Annotated in this window: 11 protein-coding genes and 1 tRNA gene; 3 read left to right on the top strand and 9 right to left on the bottom strand. The window is 68.4% G+C overall.

The window, feature by feature from the left end:
* Positions 1-16 precede the first annotated feature (16 nt).
* Together SY84_RS15995 and SY84_RS12605 are read left to right on the top strand one after the other, a co-directional pair.
* Positions 17-889 carry a response regulator gene (locus SY84_RS15995; protein WP_052751153.1) on the top strand — a complete coding sequence of 291 codons (873 nt, stop codon included), beginning with the start codon at positions 17-19 and terminating at the stop codon, positions 887-889.
* 19 nt (positions 890-908) lie between these two features.
* The gene (locus tag SY84_RS12605) at positions 909-1,415 is read left to right on the top strand and encodes a hypothetical protein (protein ID WP_052751152.1); all 507 of its coding nucleotides are present in this window, start codon (positions 909-911) and stop codon (positions 1,413-1,415) included.
* Positions 1,416-1,432: 17 nt separating this feature from the next.
* On the opposite strand, the gene treS is transcribed toward SY84_RS12605, so the two are convergent.
* Complete coding sequence (treS, locus tag SY84_RS12600; RefSeq protein WP_046844298.1) at positions 1,433-3,091, bottom strand: maltose alpha-D-glucosyltransferase; 1,659 nt, start codon at positions 3,089-3,091, stop codon at positions 1,433-1,435.
* A gap of 139 nt (positions 3,092-3,230) precedes the next feature.
* A tRNA-Gln gene (locus SY84_RS12595) sits at positions 3,231-3,304 on the bottom strand.
* Positions 3,305-3,602: 298 nt separating this feature from the next.
* Here SY84_RS12595 and SY84_RS12590 point away from each other — a divergent pair.
* Complete coding sequence (locus tag SY84_RS12590) at positions 3,603-5,282, top strand: 30S ribosomal protein S1 (protein WP_046844297.1); 1,680 nt, start codon at positions 3,603-3,605, stop codon at positions 5,280-5,282.
* Between the two features lie 113 nt (positions 5,283-5,395).
* On the opposite strand, the gene ppk1 is transcribed toward SY84_RS12590, so the two are convergent.
* The 7 genes from ppk1 to lon form a co-directional block, all read right to left on the bottom strand.
* Positions 5,396-7,516, bottom strand: a complete 2,121-nt coding sequence (gene ppk1 / locus SY84_RS12585) for a polyphosphate kinase 1 (RefSeq protein WP_081424592.1) — start codon at positions 7,514-7,516, stop codon at positions 5,396-5,398.
* A 137-nt stretch (positions 7,517-7,653) separates the two neighbouring features.
* Positions 7,654-8,154 carry a hypothetical protein gene (locus SY84_RS12580; protein WP_245621338.1) on the bottom strand — a complete coding sequence of 167 codons (501 nt, stop codon included), beginning with the start codon at positions 8,152-8,154 and terminating at the stop codon, positions 7,654-7,656.
* A 55-nt stretch (positions 8,155-8,209) separates the two neighbouring features.
* Complete coding sequence (locus SY84_RS12575; RefSeq protein WP_046844296.1) at positions 8,210-9,247, bottom strand: hypothetical protein; 1,038 nt, start codon at positions 9,245-9,247, stop codon at positions 8,210-8,212.
* Positions 9,247-11,601: a hypothetical protein gene (locus tag SY84_RS12570; RefSeq protein WP_046844295.1), complete on the bottom strand. Its 2,355-nt coding sequence runs from the start codon at positions 11,599-11,601 to the stop codon at positions 9,247-9,249. Before SY84_RS12570 ends, SY84_RS12575 begins: the two co-directional genes overlap by 1 nt.
* A 135-nt stretch (positions 11,602-11,736) precedes the next feature.
* The gene (locus tag SY84_RS12565; RefSeq protein ID WP_046844294.1) at positions 11,737-12,264 is read right to left on the bottom strand and encodes a YqgE/AlgH family protein; all 528 of its coding nucleotides are present in this window, start codon (positions 12,262-12,264) and stop codon (positions 11,737-11,739) included.
* Between the two features lie 41 nt (positions 12,265-12,305).
* Entirely contained in the window at positions 12,306-13,238 is a 933-nt protein-coding gene (locus SY84_RS12560; RefSeq protein ID WP_046844293.1) for a hypothetical protein, read from the bottom strand.
* Between the two features lie 85 nt (positions 13,239-13,323).
* Positions 13,324-15,771 (bottom strand): endopeptidase La, encoded by a 2,448-nt coding sequence (lon, locus tag SY84_RS12555; RefSeq protein WP_046844292.1) that lies wholly within the window; start codon positions 15,769-15,771, stop codon positions 13,324-13,326.
* Positions 15,772-15,992 lie beyond the last annotated feature (221 nt).

Genomic DNA, 15,992 nt, shown 5'->3' with positions numbered 1-15,992 from the left:
CCGCTAGGCTGGACACATGACCAACGCGGCGGCCCGGCGACCCACGATCCTCATCGTGGATGACAGCCCTGGCGTACTCCACACCCTGGAGTACCTGCTCTCGCCGCACATGACGGTCGTCACGGCCGAGAGTGGGGCGGCGGCGCTGGAGGCCCTCACCCCCGACACGGCCCTGGTCCTGACCGACGTCCGCATGCCGGGCATGAGCGGCGTGGACCTCGCGCGGCAGTTGCGGCGCACGCACCCGGCGCTGCCCGTGGCGTTCATGACCGGCATCATCGAAGCCGACCTGCGCGCCGAGGCCGAGACGCTGGAGGTGCTGGACGTGCTGCGCAAGCCCCTGCGGCCCGGCGTGCTGTTCCCGGCGCTGCAGGGCTGGCTGGGGCGCCGGGACGTGCTGCCCGCCGACGCCCCGGACACTCGCCCGCCACCCCGACCTGCCGCCTCTCCTCCCGTGGCGGTCCCTAAGGGGGGAACGCCGTCACCGGCCCCGGCAGTTCAGGTCACTGGAGGGGCACGTGGCGCGGCCGTGGTCGCCGCGCCGCCCACCCCGGACCGGGTGCGACAGCAGGCGCAGATGTTCGTGGCAGGCCTGAGCGTCCTGCCGGGCGTGACAGCCGCGTGTGCCTTCGACCCGCAGGGTGAACCGCTGACCGCCCCGGACCTGCTGAACGCGCAGGTGGGCACGTACCTGAAGTTCCTGCTGACGGCCGCGCAGACGCTCGCGCCGCACCTGCGGACCGGGCTGCCGCTGAAGGCCGCGCAGCTGGAATTCCAGGACCGGGTGCTCGTCGTGTGCCCCTTTGACGGGGGCTTCGCGGCGGTGCTGGTGCGGGACACGCCGGGGGCGAGCAGCGTGAAGGCCTGGATGCGCAGCCGCATGGGGTGAGCGGGGCTATGCTGCTGGCATGCTGACCTTCGCGGAGGCCCACGCTCCCGCCGTCCCGGCCGCCGATCAGGCCGAGGTGACCCGCCTGCTGGCGCTGGGTACGCCGGGCGTGATCGTGCCGCCCGCGTTCGAGGAGGCCTTCTACCGGGGCGGGAACCTGCCCGAGCAGCTGCGGCGACTCTTTTCCCCGATCCGCCCGGCCCGTATCGACGAGGACGCCCTGGAGCCCCTGGCGGCGCAGGCGCAGGCGCTGATCCGCACGTCGTACCTGATGGACGACGCGGTGCAGGCGTTCTACCGCACGGTGGCCCGCGCGTCGTTGCCGGTGGGCGGCATGGTGCGGGTGCGCCGCCCGGGCGCCGCGCGGGGCGAGGACGCGCCGTTCCTCGCGCCGGGCACGGCGACCCTCCAGGCCCTCAAGCGGGTGTGGGCGCAGGACTGGACCTTCGACGCCCTGCTGGACCGGCTGGACAGCACGGGCAGCATTGCCCTCGAGGCCCGGAGTACGCTGCTGCACCCGGCCTGAGGCGCAGGAGGTCCGGATCAGTTCAGCCGCAGCCAGTAGTAGTCGTACTTCCCGAGGATCATGGCGTACGGGTCCTCCCCGATGGCCGGGAAGGGACTGGCACCGGCCAGGGTGACGGGCACCCGCCCCGCGTAGTCGCCGAGGTTCAGGTGGACCGCCTGGGCGTTCGCGGCGAAGTTGCTCACGATCAGCAGGGTCTCGTCCCCGGTGCGGCGTGTGAAAGCCAGGATGGCGGGATTGTCCGTGTCAATGAAGGTCAGGTCGCCCACCGCGAAGGCCGGGTGGCGGCGGCGCAGTTCCAGCTGGCGGCTGGTCCATTTCAGGAGGCTGCTGGGATCCTGTTCCTGGCTCTGCACGTTCACGCGGCCGTAGCCGTACACGGCGTCCCCGATGGGCGGGAAGAAGCACTGGTCCGGCGTGGCGGTGGAGAACCCGCCGCTCATGCCCGCGTTCCACTGCATGGGGGTGCGCACGCCGTTGCGGTCGGCCAGGGACAGGTCGTCGCCCATGCCGATCTCGTCGCCGTAGTACAGGATGGGGCTGCCCGGCAGGGCCAGCAGGACGGTGGTCAGGAGTTCCACGCGGCGCCGGTCGTTGTCGAGCAGCGGCGCGAGGCGGCGGCGGATGCCCACGTTGATCTTCATGCGGGTGTCCGGGGCGTACGCAGCGTACATGAAGGCGCGTTCGTCGTCGGTGACCATCTCCAGGGTCAGTTCGTCGTGGTTGCGCAGGAACGTCACCCACTGCCCGAACGCGGGGATGGCGGGCAGGCGCTCCATGATCTCCCGGATGGAGGTGGTGTCCTCCTTCTTCAGGCTCATGTACAGGCGGGGCATGACGGGGAAGTTGAAGCACATGTGGAATTCGGGGTCGGCGTCGGTCCCGAAGTACTCGACGACCTCCTCGGGCCACTGGTTCGCCTCGGCCAGCAGGACCCGCCCGGGGTAGTCCTCGTCCACCATGCGCCGGAAGCGTTTGAGGATGTCGTGCGTTTCGGGCAGGTTCTCGCAGTTGGTGCCTTCCCGCTCGATCAGGTAGGGCACGGCGTCCACGCGGAAGCCGTCCACGCCGAGGTCGAGCCAGAAGCGCGCGGCGTTCAGGATCTCCTCGATCACGCGGGGGTTGTCGTAGTTCAGGTCGGGCTGGCTGGCGAAGAAGCGGTGCCAGTAGTAGCGGCCGCTCTGTTCGTCCAGCGTCCAGTTGCTGACCTCGGTATCGGTGAAGATGATCCTGGCCCCGGCGTACTCGGTGCCGGTGTCGCTCCAGACGTAGTAGTCGTAGTACTCGTTGGGGCTGCCGTCCGGGAGGGTCGGGCCGCGCCGGGCCGCCTGAAACCAGGGATGGTCGCTGCTGGTGTGGTTGGTGACGAAGTCCGTGACGACGCGCAGGCCGCGGGCGTGGGCCTCGCGCAGGAAGACCTTGAAGTCGTCCAGGGTGCCCAGGTCCGGGTGGATACCCACGTAGTCGGCCACGTCGTAGCCGTCGTCGCGCAGGGGGCTGGGGTAGCACGGGAGGATCCACAGGACATCCACGCCCAGGCCGCGCAGGTAGTCGAGTTTGCCGGTCAGGCCGGGGAAGTCGCCCTTGCCGTCGCCGTTGCCATCCGCGAAGGTGCGGACCGAGAGTTCGTAGAAGACGGCGCTCTTGTACCACTCCGGGGCGGGGGTCTGGGTCATGATCCGGAGTCTAAGACACGTCCGGGCTGGAAGCGCTGCCACGCCGTTGGGGGTACCCTCACCGGATCTCATCCGGCGCCTGCACACCTACCGCTCCGGCATACGGCAAGAAAAAACCCACCCTTTCGGGTGGGCGTTCTGGCTGGGGCACTAGGACTCGAACCTAGATCGACAGTGTCAGAGACTGGTGTCCTGCCATTAGACGATGCCCCAACACGGGTCCTGCTCTGACTCGCTTCGCCGTCGGGTGAAGCGTGGGGAAGTATAGAGGGCCCTGCGCCAATTCGTCAAGCACCCCCCTCCAGCGCCGGACTGGGGCCCGTCAGGGCGGACACGCGGCAAGTATCGCTGGACCGCGTTTAGATCGCAGTTGCCGCAAGTCCTTTGACTCTGGTACACTGAGGTGTTGCCGCGCCGTATGCACCCGGTCCACCGGACCGGACCTGCACGGGAAGCAGGTATCAGGCTGGCGTGCGGCCCCCGTGCCACACGCCCAGGAGGACAGGAGTTCATGGAAGACAACACCCAGACCCCCGCCCAGCAAGGCGGGACTCAGCCCACGACGGGCACCACCCCCAGCACCCCCACCCCCGTGGAGGAGCGCGAGTACCCCGCGATGACCATGGAGGACATCCTCGCCAGTGAGGCGCAGGAGCCCCAGAACGTCAGCCGCGGCGACATCGTCGACGGGACCATCGTGTTCATCGGCCAGGAAGGCATTGCCGTGGATATCGGCGCCAAGGTCGAAGGCATCATCCCCCTGAACCAGCTGGGCGACGAGCCCGTCACGCTGGAGCAGGCCCAGGAAATGTACAAGTCCGGCGAGCAGATCGAAGCGTACGTCGTGCGCGTCGACCTGCCCAACAGCCAGATCGTCCTGTCCAAGAAGCGGGCCGATCAGGACAAGGGCTGGCGCGTCCTGGAGAAGATGCAGGAAGCCGAGGAAGCCTTCGAAGTCGAGGTGCTCGAGAAGGTCCGTGGCGGTCTGGTCGCGCAGGTTGAAGGCATCCGCGCCTTCCTGCCCGCCTCGCAGGTGGACACCCGCCGCGTGAACGACCTCGACCCCTACGTGGGCAAACCCCTGATGGTCAAGCTCATCGAGCTGAACCGCAAGCGCAACCGCGTGATCATCAGCCACCGCGCCATCCTGGAAGCCCAGAAGGCCCAGGCCCGTGAAGCCACGGTCGGCCAGCTGGAAGCCGGCGCGCAGTTCGAAGGCGAAGTCGTCGAAATCACCGACTTCGGCGTGTTCGTGAACCTGGGCGGCATCGACGGCCTCGTTCACCGCAGCGAACTGACCTACGGCCGCTTCAACCACCCCCGCGACGTGGTCAAGGTGGGCGACAAGGTTCAGGTGCAGGTCATGGACGTGGACAACGACCGTGAACGCATCAACCTGAGCATGAAGGCCCTCACCCAGGATCCCTGGGAAGGCGCCACCGACCGCTACAGCATCGGCCAGAAGGTCACCGGCAAGGTCACGAACCTCACCAACTTCGGTGCGTTCGTCGAACTCGAAAGCGGCCTCGAAGGTCTGGTGCACGTCAGCGAGATGAGCTGGACCAAGCGCGTCCGTCACCCCAACGAAGTGATGAAGGAAGGCGACGAGGTCGAGGCCGTCATCCTGCGCATCGATCCCAAGGACCGCCGCATCAGCCTGGGTATTCGTCAGACCACCGACGATCCCTGGAGCGCGCTGCCCGACCGCTACCCGCCCGGCACCCCCGTGAAGGGCAAAATCACCGGCATGACCGACTTCGGCGTGTTCATGGAGATCGAAGAAGGCATCGAGGGCCTGATCCACATCAGCGAACTCGACCTGAACCGCGTCAACAACCCCGCCGACCTGTTCAAGAAGGGCGACGAGATCGAAGCCGTCATCCTGAACATCGACCCCGTCGAGCAGCGCGCCAGCCTCAGCCGTCGCCGCTTCCTCGGTGGCGGCGCAGCCCCCACCCAGCGCGACTACGTCAGCCAGGGTGGCGGCGCCCGCAGCGACCGCTACAGCGGTGGCCAGGGTGGTCAGCGCGGCGGTGGCCGTCGCCGTGAAGGTGGCGCCGACTACGCCTACAACGCCAAAGACGCCCAGCAGGGCGGCAAGATCAGCACCAAGCTCGGCGACGTGTACGCCGACCTGTTCGCCCAGTTCGGCCTGGGCGGCGACAAGAAGACTGAAGAAGAGCAGGGCTAAACCCCCCCATCTTCAAGGAACCCCCGGTGTTCGCACCGGGGGTTCCTTGTTGGCGGTACAGCAAGAAGAGGAGGCCTGATGTGGCCTCCCCTCCCCCGCCGATGACGCTGGGCCTACAGCGGGTGCCGCGCCGCCGCGAAGGTCCCCTGCGCGCTGAAATCCCCCGGGATCTTCATGTACTCGCCGTCGGCATTCAGTTCCCACGAGCCGCGCGTGTCGGCCCACTCGGTATCCAGGACGCTCAGGAACGCCTCGCGGTGGCGGTCGTCCAGCACCGGCGCGATCACCTCGACGCGGCGATCCAGGTTGCGGCTCATCCAGTCGGCGCTGCCGAAGTACACCTCGGGACTGCCGCCGTTCCCGAAGGCGTACACGCGGGCGTGTTCCAGGTAGCGGCCCAGCAGGCTGCGCACCCGCACGTTCTGCGACAGGCCCGGCACGCCCGGGCGCAGGCAGCACACCCCACGGATGATCAGCTCCACCCGCACGCCCGCCTGCGCGGCGCGGCACAGCGCCTCAACCATGCCGGGGTCGGTCAGCTGGTTCACCTTCACGCGCACCCAGGCGTCCAGACCGTCGCGGGCGTGCGCGGCCTCACGGTCCAGCAGCGCCTCGAAGCCCGTGCGGGCGGTGTCCGGCGCGACCAGCAGGTGCGTGTACTCAGCTTCGGCGTAGCCGGTCAGGTGGTTGAACAGTTCCGCGACGTCCGCGCCCAGATCCGGGTTGGCGGACAGCAGGCTCAGGTCAGTGTACAGCCGCGCGGTCTTCGCGTTGTAGTTCCCGGTGCCGATGTGCACGTAACGGCGCAGGCCACCCTCCTCACGGCGGACGATCATGGTGACCTTCGCGTGCGTCTTGAGGCCCGCCACGCCGTACACGACGTGCGCCCCGGCCCGCTCCAGTTTGCGGGCCCAGGAGATGTTGCGCTGCTCGTCGAAGCGCGCCTTGAGTTCGATCAGGGCCACGACCTGCTTGCCGTTCTCCGCCGCCGTGCGCAGCGCCGCGAGCAGGCGGGGATCGTCCCCGGTGCGATACAGCGTCTGCTTGATGGCCAGCACCTGCGGGTCGCGGCTGGCCTCCTCCAGGAAGTCGAGGATGTTCGTGAACCCGTCGTACGGGTGGTGCAGCAGCACGTCGCCGTCGCGCAGCGTGTCGAAGATGCCGCTGTCCTCGTCACCGTCGAGGTCCGGCACGGCGGGCGCGAACTCCGGGAAGCTCAGGTCCGGGCGTTTTACCGGCAGGCCCATCAGGTCCGCCGAGCCGAGCGGGCCTTCGAGCAGGAAGATGTCCTCCGGCGCGAGCCGCAGCCGCTCCTGCAGGAAGGCCGTGATGCCCGGCGGGGTGTCGCGCATGACCTCCAGCCGCACCGCCGACCCGAAGCGCCGCCGCCGCAGGCCGTCCTCGATGGTGGCGAGCAGGTCCTCGGCCTCCTCCTCCTCGAACTCGTAGTCGGTGTTGCGGGTCACGCGGAACGCGTGCGCGGCCAGCACGGTGCGGCCCTTGAACAGCTCGCCGATGTGCGCGGCGATCACGTCCTCCAGCAGCAGGATCGTGTCGGCGATGCACACCGCGCGCGGCAGCACCCCCACCGGCACCTTCACCCGCGCGAACTCCGGGTCCTCCCCGTCGCCGCCCTCCAGCAGTACCGCGAGGTTCAGGCTCAGGTTGCTCAGGTACGGGAACGGGTGGCTGGGGTCAACGACCAGCGGCGTCAGCACCGGCTGGATCTCCGCGAGGTAATGTTCGCGCAGCTGCGCCCGCGCCCGCTTGCCCAGGTCTGACACCCGCGCGAACCGCACGCCCGCCGCGTTCAGGTCCCGCAGGGTCTTCCGGGTTACCCGTTCGATCTCGCGCAGCATGCTCTGCGTCCGCTCCCGCACGAGCGCCAGCGTCTCCCGCGGGAGCAGACCGTCCGGGCCCGGCGTGTTCACGCCCGCCGCGATCTGGCGGTGCACGCCCGCCACGCGCACCATGAAGAACTCGTCGAGGTTACTGCCGCAGATCGCCGCGTACTTCAGCCGCTCCAGCGGCGGGTTGCGCTCGTCACGCGCCTCGGCCAGCACCCGCTCGTTAAACGCCAGCCACGACAGCTCGCGGTTCAGGAACGGACTCTCGGGGTTGGCGACCGCGCTGTGGGTCCGCACGTCGCCCCCTCCGGGTTCCTCCTTCCGCCGCGGGCGGCCACGAGAGGAAACGGAACGGGCAGGCAGGGACTTTTCAGCAGGCACAGTCATGACTCCTTGAGCAGTAAACGGGGTGAAGGTCAGCGGGCCGTCACCGCATTACAGCACGCCCCACCCACACGCGCCCGCCGACCACCGCCGTTCCCCACCCCGGCCGTCCGGGAAACGGCCCGCCCACACGCCCCGGATCAGGCCAGCGGCTCCGGGTGCAGCTCTGCCGAATCCTCGGCCTCCTGCGCGGCGAGCATCACGTCCCGGAAGACCCGCACCGCCTCCTGCACGAACGACAGGTACCGCGGCAGGGCCGCCACGAACTCCTGCGGCTGCGCGTGCAGCGCCTCCACGCCCGCCCACACGTCCCCGTCCACCGTGTGCAGCTTCACCAGCTTCGCCTCGCGGTTCACGGCGTCACACGCGAACAGCGCCTGCCCGTACTCCTCGTCGGACTCCAGCGGCCAGAAGTTCGGGAACAGCAGGTGATAGAACCCCGCGTCGTCCCCCTGCGCCGGCACGTAGTACTGCCCGCCCTCGAACATGAACGCCAGCCCGGACTCCGCGTCGGCCTGCACCGCGAACCCCAGCGCCCCCAGCGCGTCCCGCACCGCCGCCAGTCCCTCCGGCAGGGGCGCCGCCGCCCGGGGTGGGGGGGCGACCTTCACGACCTTCTTCTTCACCATCTGCGCAGCCATGTCATTCCTCCGGTATGCACCCGCCTGCCCACGCCGGGGCGGCGGGACAGGGGGCTCAGTTGGGGCGATTGGACTCGTCCGAGTACAGCTCCTCCGGGAATTCCTCCGCGAGGAACGTCATGTACCGCATGTTCAGCAGGTGCCGCGTCGCCACCCGCTCGAACGCCGCGCCGTTCTCCTCGGTCTTCGCGTTCCCGAACCCGTACTCGCCCACCACGAACGTCCCGTCCGGCCGGAAGTACGCGATCGCCGATCCGGCCGGGTCACGGAAGTTCCAGCCGCTGTCCCCCGCGTTCCCCGGCTCCCGCACCGGCCGCGAGAGCCGCTCCTGAATCCGCACGTACCGCCCGTCATCCATCACGGCGTGCCGGAATCCACGCGTCGCCGTCTCGACCATGTACCCGAAGCGCCACCCGAAGAACCGCACGTCGAAACGCAGCGGCCCCGACGCGAGCAGAATCGACGTCGCGTCCCGACTGAGTTCCTCGGCCTGGTACTTCTTCCGCATGAACACCGCGAATGCATCCGTCGCCGTCGGGTACACGTTGAACCCCTCGCCGTAATGGAAGCCGCCCAGCCACTGCGACACGCTGGGCCGCGCGGCCTCCGTGAACGGCAGCCCCAGGTACGCCCGCGCCGCCATCACGCCCTCCTCCAGCATGAACAGCGCCACGTCGATGAGCGTGTCCGCCCGGAACTGCCGGTCGAAGCCCGCCGACTCCACACCCAGCACCAGCTCGCCGGACACCGGATCGAACTGCGCCCGCACGCCCGCACAGGTCGAGCACACGTGATCGATGCAGCGGTACGCAAACGCCTTTTCCGCCACCGACCCCGCCCGCAACGCATTGCACTCCGGCACGCGGGTCGTCAGGGACAGACCGAGGAGGTTCGCCACGATGGACATCGTGACCGTCAAGCCCCGGTAGGTGAACGTGGCCGTATCCTCCCCCACCTGCTGGAACGAGTGAGGTTCGCCCCCGGCAGCTGCGAGCGTCGCCACGGTGGTCAGGGCGTTCTCGCGCATCTCCCCCACCTCAACGCCGCCGCGCAGGTGTGGTTCCTCCTGCTTCTTCCTGAACAGACCGAACATCAGTCGCCTGCCTTCATGTTCAGCTGTTTGGCGGTGTCATCCAGGATTTCATCCAGGTTCAGGCTGGGGAAGACTTCCTTCATGACGTCCTCGGCGACTTTCAACAGGCCACTGGCTTCTTCCTCGGTGGCCTTCTTCTTGCTCTTCTCGTCCTTCTCGCCCTTGAGTTCCTTCGCTTTCGCCTTCACGGGCGCGGCGATGGCCGACTCGGCGGCCTTGCTGAGCACCTCGTCCACGGCGTCCGATCCCACCGTGACCATGGAGGCCAGAGGCGTGGTACTGCGCAGCGCCTGCACGACCTTCCCGTACTTCTCCAGCCGCTCGTTGATCGGCACACGGGCCGGGGTGGTGAGCGCCATGCCCAGCCGCTCGAAGGCCCCCTTGTCGGCAGCGTTCTTCCCGAAGTACCGCTCCATGGCTTTCTTCGACGCGTTCAGCGCCTCGGTCTTCATGGCCAGCGTCTGGAGGGTGGTGGAGGGATGCCGCGCGACGAACGTCTCAGCCTGACGGGTGAGCAGATCGGCCGATTTCTTCACGGCGTCCTCCGCCGCTGCTTGCGCCCGCTGCCGGATGACCACCGGACTCACGGTGACGCCCGGCGCACTCGGCTGGGCCAGCAGGGCCGCCTCGGTATCCTGCGCGACCTTGTCCCGCAGGCGTTTCTCGGCCAGGGCACGGGCGTGGGCGACCTCCGCCTGGTACGTCAGGGGGGCGCCCTGCTCGGCCAGGACCTTGAAGTCAGCCTGGACGCTGCCGTGGCGGCCCAGCAGGCGCGAGAGGTCCTTGTTCAGGTCGTGGCTGGCGTCCGTCCAGACCTTGTTCAGGTGCGTGCGGATGGCCGCGCCGCTGGCGCGGAATTCCACGATGGCCTTGGCGACGTGCCCGTCGGGGTTGCGGGCGATCAGGTCGTCGAGGCGCTGGACGGTGGTTTCCCTGAGGTGCCGGGCGTGCCGGGCGACGCTGGTCTGGCTGATCTTGCCGCCCAGGGTGGCCTTCCAGGCGTCCACATGGTCGGCGGCCTTGACGCGGGCGTTCGTGAGGCGACGACTGAGGGTGTTCCCGGCGCCGTCCACGGCGTCCCTCAGGTGCCGGGCGGCTTTCAGGACAGGGCTCTGGCGGACGTGGTTGCGCAGGTACGAGAGGGCGGTGTTGTCCCACTCGCGAAGCTTGGCTGCGCTTTTCCGGACGGTGCCGGTGATTGCACCTGCGCCCTTGCTGGCCAGCTTGCGGAGGGTGGGTGTCTGGGCTCTCAGGTACGCGCGGGCCTGACGGGCGCGGCGGGTGGTCATGACGCGGACCTTGCGGGCGGCGTGCCCGGCCCTTGTGGCCGCATTGCTGATGCCGGTGGTGACGGCGTTCTTGACGCTGGTGGCGGCGCGGCCCACGGGTTGCGTGAGGTACTTCTGCGCGAGCCGCCCGGCGTTCTTCAGGACCGTTTTCGCGCCTGCGGGCAGGACGCGCCGGGCGAGGGTCGCGGCAGCCTTCCCGCTGCCTTTCAGGGCGCCCTGCGCGAGGTGTCCGAGGCCCCGCGCGGCAGGCGTGAGGCCCTTCCCGAACGCGCGGCCCACGCCGACCACGGCCTTCCCGGCGAACTTGAACACCGGGCCGCCCACGCTGCCCACGATGGCGTCCACGGCGATACTCCTGGCGGTGACGCCCTCGAAGGTGGCGCGTTCCTTGAACGTGTACTTCTTGTCCTTCTGCGCCCTGGCTTTCGCAGCGGCGTTGAAGACCTTGTTCTCCACGACCTGCGCGGCGATACCGCCCCCGGCGCTGATCCCGGCCGCCAGGGCCAGGGCCGGGGCCGTCAGGGCCCCGCCGGTGGCGACGGTCGCCACGGCCACCGCTGTCACGGCGACGCCCTTCCAGAATTTCGCCTTGCCTTCCGGCGTGGCGTACCACTTCCTGAACTGCTCGACCTTCGCCCCGGCAAACTTCCCGGCGGCCGACACACCGTTGGCGACGCCCTTGACGGGGTTCTTTGCAAAGTCAGCGGCGCCCCTGACGACCTTCTTCGCACCCTCCAGCAGGCCCGGCAGGTTCTTCGTGGCACTGGCGTGCAGGCCCGTCAGCTGCTTGCGGAAGAACCCCATGATCCCCCCGGCCTCGCGGGGTGGGGTGGCGGGGCGGCCCGTGACCTTCAGGTTCGGGGTAGGCAGCGTCCTGGGGGTGGTCTTGCGCGCGCCGGGGGGCAGTTGCGGGCCGATCATCGGCGCAGCCTTCACCCCCTTGCGGGGCGCGGCAGGTGTGCGCCCCACCTTCAGCGGGGCGGGCTGAGTGGGACGCGCGGCGGCGGTCTTCGTGGGCTGTTTCGGTTTGGCCTTCTGGCCCTTGCGTTGCGGTTGTTCGAGCATGACGGCACCTGCTGGAATCGGATCGGGAGGCGGCGCGGCAGAGTGGACACGCCAGTCTAGAGGTGACCGACCGTTCACACAAACGGAAATGACCGGCCACCCAGACCGGTCAACCTTCCGTGAAGCCGCCGGGTTCTACGCCTGTGCGCCGCCCGGCACGATCCGCGAGGCGTCCACGCCCAGGCGGTCCAGCGCCGACTGCCAGCGCTCCGCTGCGGGCACATCCCACAGCAACTCCGGCGTGGTCTGCTCCACCCACACCCACGTCCCCTCACGCGCCTCCTCGGTCAGCTGGCCCGCACCCCACCCGGCATACCCCAGCACCAGCATGAACGGCTGCCCGCTGCGCTCCACCGCCCGCAGCACATCCAGGCTGCTGGACACCGTCAGGCCCGGCACGAGGCGCAGCTCGCCCTCCATGTCCACCGGCTGCGCGTACAGGCACCAGCCGAGCGTCGGGTCCACCGGACCGCCCAGCCACGCGACCTCCGGGTGCCCCGTGAGTTCCGGCATCAGCTCCTGCACACTCTGGGTCATGGGCGCGTTCACGATCAGGCCCATCGCGCCCTTCGTGTCGTGCTCCAGCAGCAGGATCACCGCGCCCTCGAACAGGCTGCCCCGCAGGTGCGGGCTGGCCACCAGGAACGTCACGGGCGCACTCATACGCACAGGATAGCGCGACCCACGCGTCCGTTCAGGTCCATTCAGTACGTGATCCGCCGCGTGACGGTCGCGACAAGCGCCTTGCCGAGGCGGTATTCGTGCGTGATCCAGTTACCATGCGTATCCCTGGTGAAGGTGTGTCGTTCACGAACCGCGTTGTCTCCCTCGCCGATCTGGACGGTGTATCCCGTGATCTGCCCGGACGTGAGGGTGTAAGCGAAGGTGGAGTTCGCCTGCCCGGCAACGCTGAAAACGGACCGGCTCAGTGTGCCGTTGTCGTACGTGAAGGTCTCTGCCGTGGGGATCAGGGGCGAGTTGGAGCCGTCAAGGGTGATTCCGGTGCTGCTGAGACTCAGCAGTTCACCGGCGGGGCCGAACTGGGCGTCCGTGACGCTGCGGGTGCGTCGGGCCAGACTCACGACCTCGCGCACGGTTCGCTGAGCGGAGGCGTACGTGCAGCTGACCTGCACCTCGTCCATCAGGCCAGCTTCGGGATTCAGGACGACCCCCTTGTACTGCGTCAGGCGACCCTGCGCGTCCAGCGTGATGCTGATGGGCAACGCCTTCTCGGCGGCGAGGTCAGCCGCGGTGACCTGAGGCGCGGGACCGGTCAGGCTCCCCCGAATCACGAAGCGCCAGCTGCCCGCCAGGGTCGTGGCGGGACTGGCCAGTGCACCCGACGGGCGGATGGTCGCCTGGAAGAGCGTGGTGCGTGGAAAGGACGGGTCATCGGGGGTCAGGCGGTGGGTCACCTGAATGGCCTGCGTGCCCTGATAGGTGTAATTGGACGTACGGGCCGTGATGAAATCCAGTGTTCGGAAGGCCGGTTCGACGGTGACCTGCTCCTCGATCTGCCTGGGCGCGCCGCTGAGTCTGGGGTACAGCGTCAGATCCGTGCGGGGATGCTGAAAACAGTACGCGGCGTGGGCGGTGGTCAGTGTGGTCAGGAGGAGCAGGGGGAGCAGGCGGCGCATGTCCTGGCAGGATAGTGCGGCCTCTGCCTGTGGGCACACGAAAACCTCCCCGCCCAGGCTGGACGGGGAGTGCTTGCGGTGCGGGTTACGCGCGGGCGTCGCTGCGGCGGGCGCTCTTGCGTTTGGGGGCGGGGAGGGTGGGGGCAGGGCTGCCGTCGCGGGGCGTCTCGAGGGCTTTCAGGCCGCCGACGAGGGCCACGTCGAGCACCTGGTCCACGGTCTCGCAGGGGTGGAAGCGCATGGTGGTGCGCAGGTGGAGGGGGATGTCGCGCAGGTCGCCTTCGTTCGCTTTGGGCAGGATGATGTGCTTGATCCCGGCGCGGCGGGCGCCCAGCACTTTCTCTTTCAGGCCGCCGATGGGCAGGTAACGGCCGGTGAGGGTCATCTCGCCGGTCATGGCGACGTCGTGGCGGGCGGGGATGCCGGTCAGGGCGCTGATGAGGCTGGTGACCATGGCGCCGCCGGCGCTGGGGCCTTCCTTGGGGATCGCTCCGGCGGGGACGTGCACGTGGATTTCGCTGTCGTCGATGCGGGCCTTGTCGATGTGGAAGCGTTCGGCGTTCGCCTTGATGTACGTCAGGGCGGCGCGGGCGCTTTCTTTCATGACGTCGCCGAGCTGGCCGGTCAGGACGAGGCCCTTGCCGGGGCTGGTGCTGGTCTCGACGAACAGGATGTCACCGCCGACCGGGGTGTAGAACATGCCGGTCGAGACGCCGACCATGTCTTCCTTGCCTTCGGTTTCGGGGATGTGGCGGGCCTGCCCGAGGTAGCGGTCGAGTTCCTTGTCGGTGACCTTGACGCGTTTGACCTCGCCGGTGGCGATGCGGCGGGCGACCTTGCGGGCGACCGTGCCGATCTCGCGTTCCAGGTTGCGCACACCAGCCTCGCGGGTGTAGTGGCTGATGAGTTTTTCCAGCGCGGAATCGGTGAACGCGATCTGGTTGGCTTTCAGGCCGTTCGCCATGAGCTGGCGGGGCAGCAGGTAGCGTTTGGCGATCTCCAGTTTTTCCTGTTCGATGTAGCTGTTGAAGTCGATGACTTCCATGCGGTCCATCAGCGCCGGGGGGATCTGCTCGGGGTAGTTGGCGGTGGCGATGAACATGACCTCGCTCAGGTCGAAGGGCACGCCGAGGTAGTGGTCGGTGAAGTGCTGGTTCTGCGAGGGGTCGAGCACTTCCAGCAGCGCCGCGCTGGGGTCGCCCTGGTAGGAGCTGCCGAGCTTGTCGACCTCGTCGAGCAGGATGACGGGGTTCTTGGTGCCCGCGGTGCGGATGCCCTGGATGAGGCGGCCGGGCATCGCGCCGATGTACGTGCGGCGGTGACCGCGGATGTCACTCTCGTCGCGCGCGCCGCCCAGGGCGATGCGGACGTACTTGCGGCCCAGCGCCTTGGCGATGCTCTGCGCGATGCTGGTCTTACCGACGCCGGGAGGGCCGGTGAACACCAGGATCGGGCCCTTGTTGACGTCCTCGGCGCTCAGTTCGCCGCGCTCGGCGCGTTCCTTGCGCAGGCGGCGCACCGCGAGGAATTCCAGGACGCGGTCCTTGACCTTTTCCAGGCCGTAGTGGTCGTCGTCGAGGATCTGGGAGGCCTGCATGACGTCCAGCTGGTCGTCGCTGCGCGTGTTCCAGGGCAGTTCGGTGATCCAGGTGAGGTACGTGCGGATGACGCTGGCCTCGGCGGCGTCGGGGTGCATGCGCGCCAGTCGGTTCACTTCGCGGTCGATGTCCTTGCGGACCTCGGGGCGCAGGTCCAGGGTGTCGAGCTTGGCGCGGAAGGCTTCGGCCTCGTCGCCGTCCTCGCCGTCCTCACCGCCCTGGAGTTCCTTCTGGATGACTTTCATCTGTTCGCGCAGGTAGTACTCGCGCTGGTTCTTGTCGATCTCTTCCTTGACCTGGGCGCGGATCTTGGCCTGCACTTCCTGCACTTCCTTCTCGGTGTCGAGCAGGGTGAGCAGTTTGCGGATGCGCGCGGTCAGGCTGGGCAGTTCCAGCAGCGCCTGCTTGTCGTCCAGTTTGAAGTCGAGGTTGAAGGCGATGTGGTCGGCCATCTCGCCCAGGTCTTCCTTGCTGTGGATGGTCTGGACGGTCTCGGCATTCAGCTTGCCGCCGCTGGCCAGGGCGTCGAAGCGTTCGCGCAGTTCACGGCCCAGGGCCTGGAGTTCGACGGTGTCGTCGGCCTCGGCGTCCAGGGGGGTGATGTCGGCGCTGAGGTAGTCGCCGCGCACGTAGTTGCTGGCGCGGACGCGCGCGACGGCCGAGACGAGCATCTGCACGGTGCCGTCGGGGTTCTTGCGCACGCGCAGGACGTTGCAGGCGGTGCCGACGTCGTACAGGTCGCTGCCCTTGGGATCGTCGATGTCCTTGTCGCGTTGCGAGACGATCAGGATGACCTTGTCGCTGGCCATGGCCGCCTCGATCGCGCCGATGGAGAGGGCGCGGCTGGCGTCGATGTGCTGGACCATCGTGGGGTAGATCACGCTGCCGCGGACCGGGCAGACGGGGACGGTGCTGGGGAGGGTGTTGGTGGGCATCTCGGAACTCCTTTTCGCCCGGGTGGGGTCTTGGTGAGAGCGGGTTCCTGAAACTCCTGCATCCAGGAAACTTGAGTGTGACTATATCAAGTTTCCGGGGTGGGGGCAAGCCGCAGCCGACCCGGACGGGATCACATCAAACCTCGTCCTCCACGACAAAAGCCTACCCCCACGCGCCTGACACAACCCTCACGCGAAGCTGACGAGACCTTCACCAGTGC

It is taken from the genome of Deinococcus soli (ex Cha et al. 2016), from assembly GCF_001007995.1.
Taxonomy (GTDB): domain Bacteria; phylum Deinococcota; class Deinococci; order Deinococcales; family Deinococcaceae; genus Deinococcus; species Deinococcus soli.
The sequence above is the reverse complement of the archived record's forward strand: the minus strand, read 5'-3'. Positions and strand labels throughout refer to the sequence as shown.

Excerpts from the sequence above, each read along its gene's own strand:
- SY84_RS15995 (WP_052751153.1), top strand. The coding sequence starts at position 17 with ATGACCAACGCGGCGGCCCGGCGACCCACGATCCTCATCGTGGATGAC.
- SY84_RS12605 (WP_052751152.1), top strand. The coding sequence starts at position 909 with ATGCTGACCTTCGCGGAGGCCCACGCTCCCGCCGTCCCGGCCGCCGAT.
- treS (WP_046844298.1), bottom strand. The coding sequence starts at position 3,091 with ATGACCCAGACCCCCGCCCCGGAGTGGTACAAGAGCGCCGTCTTCTAC.
- SY84_RS12590 (WP_046844297.1), top strand. The coding sequence starts at position 3,603 with ATGGAAGACAACACCCAGACCCCCGCCCAGCAAGGCGGGACTCAGCCC.
- ppk1 (WP_081424592.1), bottom strand. The coding sequence starts at position 7,516 with ATGACTGTGCCTGCTGAAAAGTCCCTGCCTGCCCGTTCCGTTTCCTCT.
- SY84_RS12580 (WP_245621338.1), bottom strand. The coding sequence starts at position 8,154 with ATGGCTGCGCAGATGGTGAAGAAGAAGGTCGTGAAGGTCGCCCCCCCA.
- SY84_RS12575 (WP_046844296.1), bottom strand. The coding sequence starts at position 9,247 with ATGTTCGGTCTGTTCAGGAAGAAGCAGGAGGAACCACACCTGCGCGGC.
- SY84_RS12570 (WP_046844295.1), bottom strand. The coding sequence starts at position 11,601 with ATGCTCGAACAACCGCAACGCAAGGGCCAGAAGGCCAAACCGAAACAG.
- SY84_RS12565 (WP_046844294.1), bottom strand. The coding sequence starts at position 12,264 with ATGAGTGCGCCCGTGACGTTCCTGGTGGCCAGCCCGCACCTGCGGGGC.
- SY84_RS12560 (WP_046844293.1), bottom strand. The coding sequence starts at position 13,238 with ATGCGCCGCCTGCTCCCCCTGCTCCTCCTGACCACACTGACCACCGCC.
- lon (WP_046844292.1), bottom strand. The coding sequence starts at position 15,771 with ATGCCCACCAACACCCTCCCCAGCACCGTCCCCGTCTGCCCGGTCCGC.